Annotated in this window: 17 protein-coding genes; 6 read left to right on the top strand and 11 right to left on the bottom strand. The window is 27.8% G+C overall.

Annotation, left to right across the window (positions count from 1 at the left end; all coding sequences use genetic code 11):
- Positions 1-2,080: 2,080 nt before the first annotated feature.
- The 3 genes from kdsA to prfA form a co-directional block, all read right to left on the bottom strand.
- The gene (kdsA, locus tag BCHRO640_RS01795; protein WP_015344613.1) at positions 2,081-2,914 is read right to left on the bottom strand and encodes a 3-deoxy-8-phosphooctulonate synthase; all 834 of its coding nucleotides are present in this window, start codon (positions 2,912-2,914) and stop codon (positions 2,081-2,083) included.
- A 330-nt stretch (positions 2,915-3,244) separates the two neighbouring features.
- Positions 3,245-4,081, bottom strand: coding sequence for a peptide chain release factor N(5)-glutamine methyltransferase (gene prmC, locus BCHRO640_RS01790; protein WP_015344612.1), 837 nt, complete (start codon positions 4,079-4,081; stop codon positions 3,245-3,247).
- Positions 4,081-5,163: a peptide chain release factor 1 gene (gene prfA, locus BCHRO640_RS01785; RefSeq protein WP_015344611.1), complete on the bottom strand. Its 1,083-nt coding sequence runs from the start codon at positions 5,161-5,163 to the stop codon at positions 4,081-4,083. The genes prmC and prfA overlap by 1 nt, the downstream gene beginning before the upstream one ends.
- Before the next feature lie 676 nt (positions 5,164-5,839).
- Here prfA and lolB point away from each other — a divergent pair.
- The 5 genes from lolB (at position 5,840) to ychF (ending at position 10,374) form a co-directional block, all read left to right on the top strand.
- Positions 5,840-6,457 carry a lipoprotein insertase outer membrane protein LolB gene (lolB, locus tag BCHRO640_RS01780; protein WP_015344610.1) on the top strand — a complete coding sequence of 206 codons (618 nt, stop codon included), beginning with the start codon at positions 5,840-5,842 and terminating at the stop codon, positions 6,455-6,457.
- Positions 6,454-7,341 (top strand): 4-(cytidine 5'-diphospho)-2-C-methyl-D-erythritol kinase, encoded by an 888-nt coding sequence (gene ispE / locus BCHRO640_RS01775; protein WP_015344609.1) that lies wholly within the window; start codon positions 6,454-6,456, stop codon positions 7,339-7,341. The genes lolB and ispE overlap by 4 nt, the downstream gene beginning before the upstream one ends.
- Positions 7,342-7,414: 73 nt before the next feature.
- The gene (locus tag BCHRO640_RS01770) at positions 7,415-8,365 is read left to right on the top strand and encodes a ribose-phosphate pyrophosphokinase (protein WP_171805065.1); all 951 of its coding nucleotides are present in this window, start codon (positions 7,415-7,417) and stop codon (positions 8,363-8,365) included.
- A 245-nt stretch (positions 8,366-8,610) separates the two neighbouring features.
- Entirely contained in the window at positions 8,611-9,204 is a 594-nt protein-coding gene (gene pth / locus BCHRO640_RS01765; RefSeq protein WP_015344607.1) for an aminoacyl-tRNA hydrolase, read from the top strand.
- A 93-nt stretch (positions 9,205-9,297) separates the two neighbouring features.
- The gene (ychF, locus tag BCHRO640_RS01760) at positions 9,298-10,374 is read left to right on the top strand and encodes a redox-regulated ATPase YchF (protein ID WP_015344606.1); all 1,077 of its coding nucleotides are present in this window, start codon (positions 9,298-9,300) and stop codon (positions 10,372-10,374) included.
- Between the two features lie 110 nt (positions 10,375-10,484).
- Here the strand turns inward: ychF and BCHRO640_RS01755 are convergent, their stop codons facing one another.
- Together BCHRO640_RS01755 and gpmA are read right to left on the bottom strand one after the other, a co-directional pair.
- A complete protein-coding gene (locus tag BCHRO640_RS01755) occupies positions 10,485-11,195 on the bottom strand; it encodes a Bax inhibitor-1/YccA family protein (RefSeq protein ID WP_011282887.1) in 711 nt (236 codons plus the stop codon).
- Positions 11,196-11,382: 187 nt separating this feature from the next.
- Positions 11,383-12,078, bottom strand: coding sequence for a 2,3-diphosphoglycerate-dependent phosphoglycerate mutase (gene gpmA / locus BCHRO640_RS01750; RefSeq protein WP_015344605.1), 696 nt, complete (start codon positions 12,076-12,078; stop codon positions 11,383-11,385).
- 286 nt (positions 12,079-12,364) lie between these two features.
- Here gpmA and pgl point away from each other — a divergent pair, with 286 nt between their 5' ends.
- Entirely contained in the window at positions 12,365-13,378 is a 1,014-nt protein-coding gene (pgl, locus tag BCHRO640_RS01745) for a 6-phosphogluconolactonase (RefSeq protein ID WP_015344604.1), read from the top strand.
- Positions 13,379-14,433: 1,055 nt separating this feature from the next.
- Here pgl and ybgF read toward each other — a convergent pair.
- From ybgF to tolQ, 6 genes are all read right to left on the bottom strand, one after another.
- Positions 14,434-15,222 (bottom strand): tol-pal system protein YbgF, encoded by a 789-nt coding sequence (gene ybgF / locus BCHRO640_RS01740; protein WP_015344603.1) that lies wholly within the window; start codon positions 15,220-15,222, stop codon positions 14,434-14,436.
- 7 nt (positions 15,223-15,229) lie between these two features.
- Positions 15,230-15,757, bottom strand: coding sequence for a peptidoglycan-associated lipoprotein Pal (pal, locus tag BCHRO640_RS01735; RefSeq protein ID WP_015344602.1), 528 nt, complete (start codon positions 15,755-15,757; stop codon positions 15,230-15,232).
- 59 nt (positions 15,758-15,816) lie between these two features.
- Positions 15,817-17,112, bottom strand: coding sequence for a Tol-Pal system beta propeller repeat protein TolB (gene tolB, locus BCHRO640_RS01730; protein ID WP_041567607.1), 1,296 nt, complete (start codon positions 17,110-17,112; stop codon positions 15,817-15,819).
- Positions 17,113-17,255: 143 nt separating this feature from the next.
- Positions 17,256-18,440: a cell envelope integrity protein TolA gene (gene tolA / locus BCHRO640_RS01725; protein ID WP_015344600.1), complete on the bottom strand. Its 1,185-nt coding sequence runs from the start codon at positions 18,438-18,440 to the stop codon at positions 17,256-17,258.
- A 45-nt stretch (positions 18,441-18,485) separates the two neighbouring features.
- The gene (locus BCHRO640_RS01720; protein WP_015344599.1) at positions 18,486-18,911 is read right to left on the bottom strand and encodes a biopolymer transporter ExbD; all 426 of its coding nucleotides are present in this window, start codon (positions 18,909-18,911) and stop codon (positions 18,486-18,488) included.
- Positions 18,880-19,632 carry a protein TolQ gene (gene tolQ, locus BCHRO640_RS01715; protein WP_015344598.1) on the bottom strand — a complete coding sequence of 251 codons (753 nt, stop codon included), beginning with the start codon at positions 19,630-19,632 and terminating at the stop codon, positions 18,880-18,882. Before tolQ ends, BCHRO640_RS01720 begins: the two co-directional genes overlap by 32 nt.
- Positions 19,633-19,787: the final 155 nt, after the last annotated feature.

The raw sequence follows: 19,787 nt of genomic DNA, 5'->3' as shown, positions 1-19,787 counted from the left end.
AGAATTTAAAATTCTGATAAAATTAATGTTGAGTATGTAGTCCATGATATATATTTATATATTTTTCATGATAATATAACCTGGTATGTTCAATAGGGTAAATATTTTTTATTTATAATTGATATTTTATATATTTCAGCAAATGATAGATAAAGTTAATTTAGTTTTCCTGCAGATAAAGTTGGTTATAATATTTGTATTTTTATTAACAATCATTAGCTGTGTTTCCTATAATTACTAGGTTATCTTGAATAAGGCAATAATAGAGATCTATGTCATAATAAAATCCTATGTTTGTTATTGGACTGAATACTATTTGGTCTGCATTATAACAGACTAATTTTTTCACTGCGTGTCCTAATAAATATGTGCAAGAAAGCAATTACATGTCATCTTACATTATAGTCTGTATAATAAACCTAATGTTTAAATTATGATGTATTAAGTCTACAATATCAATAAACTTAACCATTGTCTGCTTAAATAAATATTTTTTTTACGTAAATTTAAATACATATCTCGATAAACTTATAGAAGAGATACAATATAATTATATTGATTTTTCTTTTCGTAAAGTTACAGAAAACATTTATGATTCATTCATACTATAAATATTTCATATAGTCATTTGTTATAATAGGATTGAATGTTTTAAGTTTATTTTTTAATTTTCATTGGATACTATATCCATTATGTAGAAATATTAAATATATCATTTATATATTCAATTGTTATCCCTATAATGTAATTTATAGGGATAACAATTTATTTTGAAAAAAATAATAAAGTACTTGTAAATATTTTAAATTTATTGGATACATATGAAATGTTTTCTTCACGTAGTAACGCTTATTTCATTCTATCATAATATTATTGTGCGTGAAGAACATAAAATACTAAAAACTATGTTGAATTTAACTGATGTTTTTTAAACTGTTAATAACAATATTAATTTTTAATTAATAAATATATATTTTATAAGAAGTATACGGAGGTTCATGTTTAGAAGTTGATTCTTTTTTTGTGTTTTACCAAATGCGGAACTTATGATTAGTAGTGCCTGTCATCTTTTGGTTTAATCATTCTATTTGTAATAAATTGATAAGTCTTTTTATCTTGAGTTTATGAAGATTATGATTTTTTTAAAATAAATAATAATTTATTAATTAATTTTTCAATACATTTAATACTTAAAATTAAGTTAATTCTGTATTATAATTTTTTTTATTAATATGTATTAAAAAATATAATAAATATAATTTAATTTAAGTCTATTTAAAATAAAACACCCCAGAATTCTTTAATAAAATGTTTACAGGTAACTAATATATATATCTATTTTTTATTTACTATATAAATACAAAAGGTACTATTATTATATTCTTTAATATATTGTATCGTATTGTATTTTTATTTAAATAATCATATTTCATCATTATGATTCTTGATGTATTACAATGATGTAATGTTTGCAACATTATTGATATGGGTTTTTGTAAAAAAAATAGACTAATCATAACAAGTCATTATTATACATGATACAGATATAATCTGTCAACATTTGTCATTAATGTAATAATATTGATGAATATTAATAAAAATTTAAAATTTATATAATAATAATAAAATTTATAAATGATAATAAAAATGATGGATATCCAACAAAATTTAGAAAATCAATAAGTATCATTTTTTATGATTTTTGAGTTAATATTATATTCTAAGTTATTTTAGGATCATATTCTTATTTGTTATTGATAACTGAGCTCAGTAAAACTTAATTGTTAAAATATTAAATGTTTAATTTATCTATACTGAATTTATGATATTTTTTTACTATAATTAGTATATATTGTGTTATTGAATTTATATATTTATATTTTAAGTAAAAATTTTTTAAACAGATATCATCATGATTATAGTGATTTTAAAAGTTGTAAACATTCCTAATTGCATGACAAATAAAATGAATTCAAGATATTTATATGAAATATAAAAAAAATTCATGTTTTTTTAAGAAATGATTTTCAATCAGAAAATTTTTTATTATTAATTTAAAATTTTAGTCTAGTGTAAGGTTTTAAAAAGATTTAACTAGTTCATCAATAGATTTTATTTGTGTTAAAAAATTTTCTAATTGATTTAAAGGTAATGCAGAAGATCCATCACATTTAGCACGATGAGGATTAGGGTGTGCCTCAAGAAATAATCCGGCTATGCCTACTGCTGTGCTGGCTCTAGCCATATCATAAATTTGTCTGTTTCTTCCTCCAGAAACAGGACTTAATGGATTACGTTTTTGCAAAGCATGCGTGACATCTACTATTATCGGACAACCTTTGGAAACGTGATTCATTACGTTGAATCCTAGCATATCTACTATCAAGTTATCATAACCAAATACCGTGCCTCGTTCACATAAAATAATGTTTTTATTGCTAAATGAACGACATTTCTTAACAATATGTACGATTTGTGTAGGACTCATATATTGTGGTTTTTTTATATTAATTGGCATACCAGTCTGCGCAATAGATGCAATTAAATCAGTTTGACGAGCTAAAAATGCAGGAATCTGTAGTACGTCTACTACTTCCGATACAGTTTTTACTTGGTAAATTTCATGTACATCAGTCATAAGTTTAACGCCAAATATTTCCTGTAATTCTTGAAATAAACGCAACCCTTCTTCTAATCCTGGTCCACGATATGAGTCAATTGATGAACGATTTGCTTTGTCGAAAGATGCTTTGAATATATGAGGTATATTGAGTTTATGAGTTATTTTTTCATAATGTTCGCAAACTTTTATGGTTATGTCTCGTGACTCCAAAACATTCATTCCTCCAAATAATACGAACGGTAAATTGTTGGATACTTTTATATCAGAGATATTGACTATTAATTGTTGCATGTATATATATCCAATATTTTTTATAATTTTAATATTATAAAACTGTAAATTTATTAGTAATAGCTTTAATTTTTATTAAAGACAACCATAGTGTACCGGTTACATAATGATCATTAATTACCTATAATTTAATCAAGTAAATCCATTATAATATTAAATATTAGTTAAATTTAATACTTATACAACAAAAAAATATGATTTATATAAATATCTTGTTTTTACGGTCATTCAAGTTGTAATGTTTTATTGGCTTTTAATTTATTTATTTAACTTACATTATTCTGTCAATTAAACATTGTACTATATATTTGCGTTTATTAATATAATATTTTAATGGGATTTCCATTTTCCGTATGTTACGCGCTCATAATGATGATAATCACGTATTGTATGGATATGAGTAAATCCAAATTTAAAAAATAACGCGCGCATATAATTTCCTTGATTCCATCCATGTTCCAACACCAGCCATCCATTCTGACGCAAATGTTGAGTGGAATACTTGCAAATTACTGTTAAATCTTCTAAACCTTTTTGTTTTGATACTAATGCATTTTTAGGTTCAAAAATCATATCTCTGAATTGTAAACATGAATCATTTTTATCGATATATGGTGGATTGCTAACAATGAGATTAAATTTTTTATTTCTTAGATATTTAAACCAATTTCCATATATAAATTTTACATTTTTAAAATTAAGTAAAAGCTTATTTTTATGAGCAAGAAATAATGCTTCTTTTTGACAGTCTATTCCTGTAATATTCCAGTTTGGTCGTTCTGATGCAAGAGCTAAAGCTATTGTGCCTACTCCAGTTCCTAAGTCTAAAACATTTAAATGAGATACTTTTAATAAATCGAATACATGTTTTACTAAGCATTCAGTATCTGGTCTAGGAATGAATGTACCTGGCGAAACTTTAAGATCTAAGGACCAAAATTCCTTTGAACCAACGAGATAAGCTATAGGCTCTCCTTTTTTTCTTCGATAGACTAAAGATTCTAACTGAATAATAGTGTCATATTCTAATAATGATTCTCCAAATGCTAACAATTGAGCGCGAGATTTTTTGGTAACTTGACCTAAAATAATCTCTGCATCTCTTTTTGGGCTGATGGATTTTTTTAGTTTTAAATTGGCCCAATGTAACCATTGATCCCATGTCATTATTCTAATTCTAATAATTTATTAAGTTGATCGGATTGATGTTGATGAATGATGGGTTGTATCAAGATATCTAATTCTCCGTTCATTATTTCATTTAATTTATATGATGTAAAAGAAATACGATGATCAGTAATTCTGCCTTGTTGAAAATTATATGTACGAATTCGATCAGATCGATCCCCAGTACCTAGTAAGTTACGTCGGGTGTAAGATACTTCTTGTTGTCGACGTTTCATTTCGATAGCATGTAATCGGGAACCAAGTACTGATAATGCTTTGGCTTTATTTTTATGTTGCGAGCGTTCGTCTTGGCATTCCACAACCAATCCACTTGGTACATGGGTAATACGGATTGCTGAATCGGTAGTATTTACATGTTGTCCTCCTGCACCTGATGACCGAAAGGTATCGATTCTTAAATCATGAGGATCAATACTAGGCAATTCGATATCTGGTATCTCTGGAATTACAGCGATTGTGCAAGTGGAAGTATGAATGCGACCTTGAGATTCAGTATGCGGTATTCTTTGAACGCGGTGTCCTCCAGATTCGAATTTTAAGAGACTATATGCACCTCTATAAGGAATTTTAGCAATAATTTCTTTATAACCACCGCATTCTCCATAAGTAGCATTGATAATTTCCATTTTCCATCGACGAACCTCTGAATAACGAACATACATTCGAAATAATTCTCCCGTAAAAATTGCTGCTTCTTTTCCTCCAGTTCCAGCCCGTAGTTCAATAAAACAACCTAGCTTATCATTAGAATCAGTGGGTAATAGTAGTATTTTTAAGTTTTTTTCAATATTATTCCGATTTAAATAGAATGTCTTTAGCTCATCTTGAGCGATATCATGCATATCTACATCTTCAAGCAATTTTTTTGTATTAATGATTTCTTGTTTTATATCCAACCAACGTTCAAAACAAACAACTATTTCAGATAGTCGAGCGTGTTCTTTAACTAATGTACAAAAATGTTTTTTGTCATCAATAGCATTGGGTTTACTGAGTAATTTTTCTAATACATTAAAACGTTCCTGTAAAGCTATTAGTTTATTGACAATGATAGAATTCATATATCCTTATCTTAAGGAGAGGTGGTTTTTTGTTTAGATAAAAATTGATAACATCAATAATTATCAATATAATTTATATATATATTGTATTTATGAAGATATTATTGATCTTTTTATATACCATTAATTATATTTAAACCACATTTACACGTGAATATTAATAGAACTATACACGTCTTTTTATAAAAAATATTAAAGTATCAACATACCAAAATGGTATCATATATTTTTTATTTATAAAATAATTTAATTTTTATTTTTTTAAAACATATATACCTCGTGAGTAATGAAGATCTATTATTAAATAGATTTTTAGCAGTTATTAAGTATTGTATTTGTGTATATAATTAAGATTATCAAAACAATGTTTAAATTTTTTATTAATTTAAATGATACCTAATTATTATGATTATTTATTTAATAAAGTAATATATATATGAATATCTGAATGAATAGTGAAAATTAAAGTATTGGGATTTAAAGAATTAAATAGAAACAATTGTGTGTTTTTGTTTAAAAATGTTAAATAACAAATTTAATAAATATTTAGATAATTCAAAACATTATTTCTTTTGATTAGCAGATAGATGATTACATTTAAGATGTGAATTTTAATATGAATACAATAAATAAAATTTATGTTTTAACAGATAGTTTTTTAAATTTTAATATTTAAATGTATCAACATAGATGTTTTAGAGTGTTTGGTATAGTGATGTTGATCTGTGTTTCCTGCGTTTATCATCATAATTTTGGTTTGTATGAAGATAAATTGGTATATATGTGGAATAATCATAAGAAATCAATATCCCGGATATTTTATTATCAAACACAAGGTACTATTATTTATTCAGTTAATCACCAAAAGAAGATGCATTTTAGGTTTATTTGGATTCATAATAATGATAATAATCATTGCATGAAATTATTTAATATTTTAGGATTAACTATAATTTCTATATCTGTAGAAAATGGAGTTATTTGTATTTTAAATGGTATAATTTATCAAAATAATGATTTTAAAAATGAAATACAAAAATGGATTGTGGATTTCAACTATTTTTTAAAACAATTACAACAATGGATACTTGGATTACCTGGTAGTAATGCAGAATATAATCTGAATGCTATAGGCTGCTTATCTCATGTAAATTGTTGCTATGGCAATAAAAATATATCTATATATTATCGTCATTATTATACTAATAGTATACCAATTTTGCCTAAAGTCTTGGATGCGCATTATGATCAACATCATATTAAGCTAATAATTAATCATTGGAATGTACGATGAATTATCAATGGCCCTCTCCAGGAAAACTTAATTTATTTTTATACGTAACTGGATGTCGTGCAGACGGTTACCATTACTTGCAGACATTGTTTCAGTTGATTGAGTATGGCGATACGATCAAAATATTTGTAACAAATAATGGTAGAATTAGATTATTTACTATTATGAATGATTTGGTATTTCGTGATAATTTAATTATACGAGCGGCAAAATTATTGCAACATTATTGTTGGCCAAATAAAAAGCCGGTATTCGGTGCAGATATTTTTCTTGATAAAATATTGCCTATCGGATCTGGTTTAGGAGGCGCTTCTTCTAATGCGGCAACTGTATTGATGGTACTTAATCAACAATGGCGATGTTATTTGAACAAACACGTTTTAATGCATTTAGGTTTGATGCTAGGAGCTGATGTGCCATTTTTTTTGTATGGGCGTTCAGCATTTGCTGAAGGCATTGGAAATATATTAACACCGGTTTTTGTTCCTAAAAAATGGTACCTCATTCTTATTCCACCGGTTCGAATTAATACTTTCTGGGGTTTTCAAATGTATAAATTAGAGAATCATTGTTATTCTCCATTTCGTTCGATGAGAGAGTTATTGTCTGTTTCATTTCATAATGATTTCGAAGAAATTATAAAAAAAATATCTCCTGAAATAAAAATTTTTTTTTCGTGTTTGTCGCAATTCGCATTAGCACGACTAACAGGAACAGGGTCTTGTATTTTTGCTGAATTTAAGACTGAACAACTTGCTTATCAAGTTCAAAGTTATTTACCATCATGGGTCAGCAGTATTATAACACGCGGAATAAATCTATCTCCATTACATCAAAAATTATTAAAATGTACCGCATATAGTAGTATAATTTTTTTATCTTAATAAATGTCTTACTATCATCGTCATTATTGATTATATAAATACTTAATAGTATTAGCAAATATAAAATTATGAGATGCTTCTAAATATGAAACTGTTTACTGGAAATGCTATTCCAGAATTAGCCCAGCGTATTGCTAATAGATTATACATTAATCTCGGTAAAGCTTCTGTTGGTCGTTTTAGTGATGGAGAAGTAAGTGTTCAAATTAATGAAAACGTGCGAGGTGGAGATGTGTTTATTATTCAATCGACTTGTGCTCCAACAAATGATAATTTAATGGAATTAATTGTTATGGTTGATGCATTAAAACGCGCGTCAGCCGCTAGAATTACCGCTGTAATTCCTTATTTTGGATACGCTCGTCAAGATCGAAGAGTGCGATCTGCTAGAGTACCTATTACTTCTAGAGTTGTAGCAAATTTTTTATCTAGTGTGGGAGTGGATCGAATTTTAACGGTAGATTTACATGCTGAACAAATACAAGGATTTTTTGATGTGCCAGTAGATAATGTTTTCGGGAGTCCAATCTTATTGGAAGATATGACACAACAGAATTTTAATAATCCTATTGTAGTATCCCCAGATATTGGAGGGGTAGTACGTGCTCGTGCTATTGCAAAATTACTTAACGATACTGATATGGCAATCATAGACAAACGAAGGTCTCGCGCTAATATTTCTCAAGTTATGCATATTATTGGGGATATATGTAATCGTGATTGTATATTGGTAGATGACATGATTGATACGGGGGGAACATTGTGTAAAGCTGCAGATGTTTTGAAAGAAAGAGGAGCTCGCCGTGTATTTGCGTACACTACCCACCCAATTTTTTCTGGAGATGCTTATGAGAATATTCAAAATTCTATGATAGATGAAATTATTGTTTGTGACACTATTCCATTAAAACCAAAAATAAAATCTTTATCTAACGTACGTGTGTTAACTTTGTCTGGTATGCTTGCTGAAACAATTCGGCGTATTAGCAATGAGGAATCAATTTCTGCTATGTTTGATCATTAATAAGATTATGTTGTATATATAAAAATATTAATTTTATATAAATATTGTATTTTTCTTCATGTTAATTGTTTAATTATCATTTTAATGATAGAAAATCTAGTATTATACTAAAATATATACCATGAAAATATCAAGCGATTTTTAATATATGTATATGTGTTCAAGTAAAAATATATTTTTATAACATAAATATTGGGATTAATTAAATTTTAAATTTATAAAATTGTGTAGTGGTGTATATAATAATGACTATTAAGCTTATTGCTGGATTAGGAAATTCTGAAACGAGTTATTTTAATACCAGACATAATTTTGGTGCCAGATATGTTAAATCTTTAGCAACAAGATATAAAGTAATACTAAGTAAAAATACTATATTCTGTGGATATGTTGGGAGGTTAAAATTAGCAACTAATATTGTGCATTTATTAATACCAGATTCGAATATGAACAATAATGGACTTGCAATATCTAAATGTGTTGATTTTTATCAATTATGTCCACAGGAAATATTGATTGCACATGATGATCTTGATCTACCGCCTGGCGTAATACGTATTAAATTAGGTAAAAATATTAATAATAGTCATCGTGGCGTAAAGGATGTTATCGTTAAACTTCATAATAAATATGATTTTTATCGTTTACGTATTGGGATAGGTCATCCTGGTAACAAAAGTAAAGTCATTGATTTTGTGTTAAATAAACCAACTATTTATGAGAAATATAAGATTAACCATGTAATTAATGAAGCAATATTACATACTGAAAGTATAGTTAATAAAAAATTTATTGAAGTTATGAATCAACTACATTCCTATAATCCTGATTTTTTATAGAAATGTTGATTTAAAAGTGTTTAATTTTAATTATAAAAATATTGGTTGCAACAATGAATTTTAATATCTATTTTTTGATTGTTAAAAAAATTTATGCAAATTGATTGTGGTATTATCGGGTTACCGAATGTAGGTAAATCTACTGTATTTAGCATATTGACTAATGCACCTGTTAAAATAGCTAATTTCCCTTTTTGTACTATTCATCCCAATATATCTGTGGTTCGGATACCTGATCCGCGTGTATATCAATTAGCAGGTATTGTTGCGTCACGTGAAACAGTACATGGTAAGATTAAATTTGTAGATATTGCCGGTTTAATAAAAGGGGCTGCTCAAGGTATTGGTCTAGGTAGCAAAATTTTAAATCATATTCAAACAACAAAAGTATTGTGTCATGTGGTACGTTGTTTTGATGATAATCAAACTGTTCATGTTTTTAATGATATAGATCCCTGTAGAGATGCGGACATTGTTAATACCGAACTTATATTATTTGATATTTCTCAGTGCGAAAAAAATATTTGTACTTTACAAAAAAAACATAAACTTATTAACGAAAATATTGAACAACAGCTATTCGTATTGAAAAAATGTTTAGATTATTTATATGATGGAGTTCTTTTGAGGAAGGTATATCTTTCTAATACAGAAAGAACGAATATTGAAAAATTTAATTTTTTAACTAACAAACCAATTATTTATTTTGCTAATATTGATGAAAAATCTGTTACGAATAATACCTATTTAAATAAATTGCACGCATTTGCATTTAATAATAGCATACCATTGATTTCATATTGTGCAATGTTATCTTCATCAAAAAATAGAGATGATCGTTTTAAAACAGGTATGAAACAGAAAACAGATATATTGTGTGATATAGTTAGTGTTATTTTGTCTGTGTTAAATTTACGTACTTTTTTTACTATTAATTCGCATATGACACGTGCTTGGATATATGTAGCCGGAATGACTGCATTAGAAGCAGCTAAAAAAGTACATAGTGATTTTAAAAAAGGTTTTATTCGTGTTCAAATTATTAAGTTCGATGATTTTATTTTTTATCGTGGGGAATTAGGCGCAAAGAAAGCTGGTAAGATATGTTATGCAGGTAAAGATTATTGTGTAAAGGATGGGGATATATTGAAGTTTTTATTTCAAATTTAGTGTATTATCTTAATAATTTTTTTGGGGGTGGGGTAGTTAACAACAATAGCTCGGCCTATTGTTTGGGATAAACAATAGGCCGAGCTATTGTTGTTATATGCGGCTTATTATTAACGGCGATTTCCAAAGATACGGACTATCATTAAAAATAAGTTAATGAAATCTAAATATAAAGTTAATGCTCCTATAATCGAGTATTTACGAAATTGATCTTGATTGTCTATAGATAAAGATGCTCCTATAGATTTGAGTTTTTGAGTATCATACGCAGTTAAACCAACGAATATAATAACGCCAATATATGTAATGAGCCACATTAAAGCTGTATTTTTCAACCATAAATTAACCATTGAGGCTAGTACTATACCAATTAGCGCCATAAATAATAAATTACCAAAACTGCTTAAATCTCGTTTAGTAGTATACCCATATAATGTCATTGCTCCGAACATACCTGACGTCACGACAAACGCGCTAGATATGGATGACGTAGTATACAGTATAAATACACTGGATAAGGTTAAGCCTGTTAACATTGAATATAACATAAATAAGGTAGTTGCTAAAGAACCACTTAATCGTGTTACCATACCAGAAAGAACAAATACTAATGCTAGTTGACCAATAATCAGACTAAAAAATATTATTTGATTAGAAAATAATAATTGAAGTATTGCCGGAGTTCGGGAAGCGTACCAAGCAACAAAGGCTGTCAACAATAATCCGCAAGACATCCACCCAAATACTTGCAAGATATACGGCTGTATTGCGTTATTGACCTGTTCTGACGCTGTATTTTGAAAACGGGGAAATTGATCCATACTTATCACCTTCAAAAATGATTGAAATAAAAAATTTATGTGCATTATATCGCAAGCAAATCATGTGATCAACAAAATGTTTCATAACATCATTTTAAAAATGAATGTGAAGTTCAAATGAATATTAAATAATCGTATATCTTACTTTATCAAAAGTAAAAACTGAAATAAATTATTATTTAAATAATTATTTTAAATAATAATGTTGAACGGTATTTGCTTTTTTGTCAAATTCATATATTAGCGGAACACCTGTTGGTACATTAATTTGAAATATTTCTGATTCATTTAAGTGATTGAGAAACTTTATTATAGCGCGTATGGAATTTCCATGGGCAACGATAATAATTGTTTGACCTTTTTTGATATGAGGTATTATGGATTGGTTCCAACAAGGGATTACTCTTTTTAAGGTTAGTTCTAAACTTTCACTACTAGGTAATTCATCAGTACTGATGTTAGCATAACGATTGTCATTTGTTGCAATAAATTGGTTATTTTCACAAATATTTGGAGGAATAACATTGAAACTACGACGCCATTTTTGAATTGTTTTGTAGCCATATTCTTTTATGGCTTCATCTTTATTTAATCCTTGCAGTGCCCCATAATGACGTTCATTTAGTCGCCAAGATTTTTCTATTGGGAGCCATGCTTGATCTAATTGATCTAATATGATCCATAAAGTATGAATTGCTCGTTTTAATACTGAAGTATATCCATAATTAAAAAAAAATCCATTTTTTTTTAATATTCTACCAGCGCATTGCGCTTCAGAACGTCCTTTTTCTGATAAGTCTACATCAACCCATCCAGTGAATCTATTTTCTTTGTTCCATTGACTTTCTCCGTGTCTTATTAAAACTAATTTAGTTATATGCATAATTTGTTCTCTTATTTTTTTTTGTTTACGAACATATGAAGTGATTATATACTGCTTGTTTTAGATTGGCTATTTTAATTGTATGATGCGTAATATCGAAATAAACTTAAATTGTTAATACGTGCATATACGAATAATATTTTTATTCTAATGCAGTTTAAAAGTGATAATTTTTATGAATTAAATAAAAAATTAAAATAGGTTTGTAGTCCCATACTGAAATACGGTCACATACAGTATGATTTTTTATTTATATTTGATACATTGTTATAAAACGAATAAATATATGATACAAATTATTTATGTAGCGAGCCCGGAAAGTCAGCAAATTCACGTTTGGAAATTAGATAGTATTTATGGGCTACTAGAATTAATACAGGTGATATATACTCATGGACAGGCACAACCTATAGCTATTCATCCTAATAAGCGATTTTTGTATGTTGGAATACGTCCCAATTTTGGAATTACTACTTATCGTATCAATCAGATAGGTTTGTTAGCGGATCACGGGACAATTGAAATCTTCAGTAGTCCCACTCATTTGATTAGCGACAAAAAGGGTGCGTTTTTGTATTGCACATCTTATAGAAATAATACGGTGAGTGTGATTCCTATAAGTATGTCAGGAATGCTTCTTGGTAGCCCTATACAAATTATAGAAGGCCTGTTAGGGTGTCATTCTGCAAATATAGATAAATTCAAAAAATTACTTTGGGTTCCTTGTTTGAAGGAAAATGCTATTAGGTTATTTAACATAAATTCGTTTGGAATGTTGACATCATACGATCCATCTATTATTAAAATTAATGTTGATTCTGGTCCGCGTCATATGATTTTCTGTAATTTCGATTGTTACGCATATGTCATTAATGAATTAACGAGTACTGTTAATGTTATTAAATATAATAATTTTCAAAAAATTCCAAGTATCGTTCAAACAGTAAGTATAATTCCTAAAAATATCAGCATTAACCGATGTTGGGCAGCTGATATACATATCACTCCTAATGGGCGTTGGTTATATTGTACTGATAGATCTATTAATATTATTAGTTGTTTGGAGATCTCTAAAAAGACAAAAAAATTAAAATTTGTTGCTTATCAACTCACGGAAGAACAGCCGCGTGGTTTTGCAATTGATTATCAGGGAAAATTTTTAGTGGTCGCAGGTCAAAAATCAAATTGTATCTCTTTATATAAGATTGATTCAGATAATGGAAAATTAACTATGTTGTCTCGTTATTCATCAGGAAAGGGTCCTATGTGGGTTAGTATTATGGCGTTGAATTGCAAATGAGTATACAACAAAATCATTCATTCTTACACGATGATGATCATGTAACGCATAATTTTTTATAAGTATGATTTTTTATGTACTTATAAATTAATAGTAAATTTATGTGAATATATTTGTATTTTATATATTCGTGTTAAGAATATAGAAACCATAATCGGATAAAACTACCGTTTAAGTATGTTGTTGGTAAAGGATAAAACAAGGTTTATCACAATGATAAGATGTTGGATCTTTGTCTTATTATAAGTGTAATAAAAACACAAAAACTTTTGTTTTATTTTGTTATTTTCCTATATTTGTTCTATCAGATTTTTTAACTGATAATCTTCAAAATTTATAATTTACTTTTTAAGTAAATTGTATAATAGGGAACGCTGGAGGCGAATCATGTGAAAGATAGGATCTTTGTTTTTAAATTTGTTATGATTGTTTGTGATTATTTTTGCATTATATAAGTGTCATGAATATTCATCTTGAGTAATTAAATCTACAGATTTAAGAAACATTTTAGATATATTAAATATTTTTTAAACAAAAGAACATTTAATTATTCTAAACATTTTTATTGATTTTTTTTGTGAGTAAAATGAGTGTACTCACATATCATATGAGTGTATGTTTTGTTTAGTACATAAATTAGTTGATTTTTTTTAAATATTAAATATGACATTTAATATAATGAATTAGTTTGATTAATTGTATATGTGATAATACATATATTAAATTGTGATATCTATATACATAGAATTATATTTAGATTGTATTGTTTCTATTAAAAATATCTTTTATCTCCAGATATTTCAATTTTGTATAGAATATTATAAGAATATTCATCAAGAATAAATAAAATAACACCATTATAATTATAATAGTAGATTAAATTGCTGCAACTTGATAAATAATTGGGATTGTAGTGTATAAGAAGGTTGTTGTTTTTGTTATTTTGGAAGAAAAACTTTATGTTAACTAGAATTAAAAATTCTAGTAAATTTTATTTGTTTTGTATTTTTTAATGTATGAAAGATAAAAGATTTATTTCGAACAATAATTCATTATTATGATAGGTGTATTAGACGTTTTTGAGCTTGTTTTGCTGCATTGCTGTTAGGATATAATTTGCCTACTTTTTTATATATTGTTTTGGCTTTGTCTTTTTGTTCTGTTTCTTGCATGATAATACCGATTTTTAATAATGCATCTGATGCTTTTAATGATTTAGGATAATTCTTTACGACTAATGCAAAATGCCGAGCAGCGTCATGTTTGTTGCCTTTGTTGTAGTAAAGCTGTCCTAGCCAATAATGCGAATTTGATTGGTAAATTGATTCTGGATGATTTCTTATGAAATTCTGGAAAGCCTCTATTGCTTGATTATATTGTTTTTTTTCTAATACTAATGATACTGCTTGTTTATACGCAGTATCTACATCTATTATCATTGCATTATTTGTTTTTTTTGGTTTTTGAATGTTTGAGTGACTAGATAATTTATCAGGAATATTGTTAGAATAGTGTATATTGTTATGTTTATTTGAAATATTATTAGTATGTTGAGGTGATGCTGATTGGTTATTTATAATTTCTGATATATGATGTTGCATATCTTGAATATGTCCACGTAAGATATCAATATCTCGTTGATTTTCAGCTAATTGTTGTTGCATTTGAATTAAGCATTGACTATGTGCGTCATATATCTGATGTAATTGATTAATGCGTTGATTGGTATCTATCTTATGATTTACATCTTTAGCATATACAATATTATTATTTGTAATATTAAAATATATCATCATTATGATGATTATATTTAATTTACATAGAAATAGTATATATTTAATCATATGAATATTATTTATATATTAATATAACGCGTCTATTTTTAGAGTAAGCTTCTTCGTTTTGTCCTAATACAGCTGGTTTTTCTTTACCATAAGATATAGTTAACATTTGTTCAGATAATACACCTTTACTTTGGAGGTATGATTTTACAGAGTTAGCTCGACGTTCACCCAATGCAATATTGTATTCCGGAGTACCACGTTCATCAGCATGGCCTTCAATTTTAATATGTTGTAATGGATTATTATATAAAAAATTGGCATGGATGTTTAATGAGTAAAAAAAATTAGAAGGAATATCATATTGATCTAAAGGAAAATAAATAACATTATTGGATTTTAATTCTTGTGTTTTTAATTGTATTTGTTCATCGATTACTCTACTATTTTTTGTACTAGTACGATTAAAATGATTTAATTCAATTTTTTTTTGATTAGGAGTAGCAGTATCGTACTGAGATAATGAAGAACATGCAGTTATTACTACGCTCACACTTATCGCGAATATTAGTTGTTTAAAAAAATTGTTTGGTTTCATTTATATATCCATTATTCATTATTTTTAAATTGTTAATCGTAATGAAAATAGTTATTATCTTATTCTAAATGTAATGGAGACCAAGTTGGAAATCTTATATCTCCTTGATCTCCTTGTATATGAGCTTTAAAATGACCATCAATAGAGATTAATTCTAAATTGGATTTTGTTGTTAAATCCTTATTAATATTACTGTATACTACCATAGTATTGTTGGGCGCTATACTAGGAGTATCAGCCAACAGTGTATCTGTTAATATTTCTTCTTGTCCAGTTAATAAATTTAATTTAGCAATATTTTGTTTTCCTTGATGTCTATTAACCATTATTATAAATGTTCCATCTGAACTAACATTTGGATTTTGATTACTAGTATGTAGCCAAGATAATCTTTGAATTTCAGCAGTTTTAACATTAATTTTATATATTTGTGGACTGCCTCCTTGGTCTGAAGTATAAGCTATATTTTGATTATCTGGAAACCAACTAGGTTCGGTATTATTGTTCCTATTTTTAGTTAATTGTGTAATCTCTCCAGATTCTAAATCCATAATATATAAATTTAAACTACCTGTTTTGGATAAAGAAAAAGCTAGTTTTTTGCAGTCGGGAGAAAAAGCAGGGGCGCCATTATGGCGCGGGAAACTAACAATATTATTAACTAACCCAGTGTTTAATGCTTGAATAACAAGTTCTGAATGGCCGGAGGAAAAGGTAACATAGGCAATTTTTTTTCCATCTGGAGACCAAGCCGGAGACATTAATGGTTCTGTCGAGCGGCAAATTGAAATTTGATTATGACCATCGTAATCAGAAATATATAATTCATAGGGATATTGATCATTATGAATGCGCAAAACATAAGCAATACGTGTACAAAATGCACCTTTTATACCGGTTAACTTTTCAAAAATTTCATTGCTTATAGCATGGGCTACATAGCGTAGCCATTTTTTTTCTACTGAATATTGATTTTCTGATATTATTAATGCAGGGTTGCTGGAAGTATCTATTAAATGATATGAAATAATGTAACTTTCATCGTAGTTTATATGTACTGTTCCTAATACAATAATGTTAATACCCAGTTTCTCCCAAAAAGTTGGGATGACATCGGATACTTTAGTGGGTTTATGTGGTAAATATTCTACGGGAATAGTATTGAATTTACTGCTATTGCGTAAGTCCGCGGCTATTATTGATGCTATATCTTCAATTGATATTGATTTGTTATACTGATTATTAACACATGTAAAAGGTATTACAGCAATGGGGTGCGCAGCATTTACTCCACATGTAATTTCGATATGCATATCTGCAAGTAACGCAGGTTTCCATAAAAATATAATTAACATTATTGATAAAGATATTTTTTGCAACCAGTGTGGTAGTTTATGAGTTTTTTTAATTATTAAATACATGAAAATTTTATAATGAAAATAGATTATTTAATGGACCAATATATTATTATTATTTTATAAATGTGTAAATATTTTGTTTATTGAGGAGAAAAATTTAATATTGTGTTTTTAAATATTTCGTAAATATCTGAATTTGGTGGTTTAGGAATTTTTGCTAATTTGGCGGCAATAATTGCTGCTTGGCATAAATCGTAATCTCCAGATATAGCGGTTACTGATAATAACGTGCCGTCAGGTGCTAATTTGATACGTAGATTACATTGTTTACCAACATAATACGAAAAGTTATAAAATTTTTGTTGTATTGATTCGCTGATCATATGCTTATATATATTAATTTCATTACTTTTAATCATTTCGTTTGAAATATTATTTTCATTATCATTTTTTTTTGTTGTCAAGTCTAATTTAGATTTTTTGTTATTTTCTATAGATTTTTTTTTGTTAATTAATGTATTCAGTAAATTATTGAGTTCGTTAGAGTCATGGGATTGATAATTTAATTTATCATGTATTAGTATATTGTTTTCTATAGTATTCTGACTTTTCTTTTTAGGGGTGTTGGGTGCTGTTGGTCCTGCCAATGGAGGCTGTGCTTCTGTTATTTTGAATCGATTTGATTGATCTTGACTTTTCTTTTTAGGGGTGTTGGGTGCTGTTGGTCCTGCCAATGGAGGCTGTGCTTCTGTTATTTTGAATCGATTTGATTGATCTTGACTTTTCTTTTTAGGGGTGTTGGCTGCTGTTGGTCCTGCCAATGGAGGCTGTGCTTCTGTTATTTTGAATCGATTTGATTGATCTTGACTTTTCTTTTTAGGGGTGTTGGGTGCTGTTGGTCCTGCCAATGGAGGCTGTGCTTCTGTTATTTTGAATCGATTTGATTGATCTTGACTTTTCTTTTTAGGGGTGTTGGGTGCTGTTGGTCCTGCCAATGGAGGCTGTGCTTCTGTTATTTTGAATCGATTTGATTGATCTTGACTTTTCTTTTTAGGGGTGTTGGCTGCTGTTGGTCCTGCCAATGGAGGCTGTGCTTCTGTTATTTTGAATCGATTTGATTGATCTTGTATGTTGTTGTTTTTTTCTTTTTTCGGGTTAGAGTTGTGAATGAAGGTATTAATTGAATTTTTGTTATTAGCTATTTTAGTAGCGTATTGTTGTTGCTTTTTTATTATGTGTTTATATAGCAATAAAGAAACGATCACATGTACAATGATTGATATTATAACAGCGGATCTAAATTTTTTGTAATATCTATTAAACAAATTTAATAATTATCATCCAAGTTGTGTAAGAATATCGTTCCGTATTCAAACGGAAGGATTTGTTATCATTCCAATTGAATGTATACCGATCTGATTTAACAAATTCAATACTTTAATTATTTCGTCGTATTCTACAGTTTTTGAAGCAGCGATCAAGCACGTTATATTAGGAGCGATGTGTGTTTGATGACTTATTTCTGATGAAATTTGGTCTAAACGCACTTTCTCTACATGTTTAGTATTAATAATGAGATTATAGAATCCCATTCCTAAAATTTCAATAGTAATTATAAGTTTTTCATTGTTGATAATGTTTGGTGTTACTGGGCTATTTGGCAAATTTACTTCAAAGCTTTGTATCCATTTAGATGGTATTAACATAAAGATCATTAAAAGAACTAATAATATATCTAAAAACGGTATGATATTAATATCAGACTTAATCGTGTTTCTGATACGCTTTCTCTTCATATTGATTTTCCTTGTTTAGCGCAGAATCAATATTAAAAAAAATTTGATGATATAGAATCGTAATAAATTCTTCTATAAAGTTGTGATAATCTTGATCCATATTGTTTATTTGTGTAGTTAAGTAATTAAATGCTATAACCGCTGGAATCGCTACAAACAAACCAATTGCTGTAGAAATTAATGATTCAGCAATACCTGGTGCAACAATTTGCATATGCATCATCTGAGTGGCGACATTGTTAGTTGTCGTTGTTGTTTTACCTAATTCTATAAAAACGTGTATAATCCCTAATACAGTTCCAAATAAGCCAAGATATGGACTAATGGATCCGATTGTACCTATTAATGGAATATAATCTTCTAACGATTTTAATTCTATATTTATTGCAGTATGCATACTATCCAGTGTTCTAGACATCATTGTTTCAGGTGAACAATGTTTTGTTTGATATAACTTAGAAAATTCTTTAAAACCTACATAAAAAATTTGTTCAGCTCCATTTAATTTATTACGATGAGCTGCAGCTTTTTGATATAAACTAGATAAATCTATTCCAGACCAAAATTCATTTTCAAATACTTTTAATTTTCTCTGTGCTGAACTTAGTACGAAAATACGATGGAAGATAATACTCCAAGATAAAACAGAAAATCCAATTAATATGAATATGCTAATTTGTACTAAAATATTAGTTTCCAAAAATAAGTCAAAAACATTCATACTAATTAATTCAAATTAAATATTGTATAAAGGGCATAACAATGTGATTATCATAGATAATCTTTATTATTACGAAAGTAATTCAATTCCTAAGATAACATAATCATACACGCATAACAGTTATAAAAGGTAATTCTTACAAAATAATCTTTTAT

The sequence above is a fragment of the Candidatus Blochmanniella chromaiodes str. 640 genome (assembly GCF_000331065.1).
In the GTDB taxonomy this organism is placed as follows: Bacteria; Pseudomonadota; Gammaproteobacteria; order Enterobacterales; family Enterobacteriaceae; genus Blochmanniella; species Blochmanniella pennsylvanica.
The sequence above is the reverse complement of the archived record's forward strand: the minus strand, read 5'-3'. Positions and strand labels throughout refer to the sequence as shown.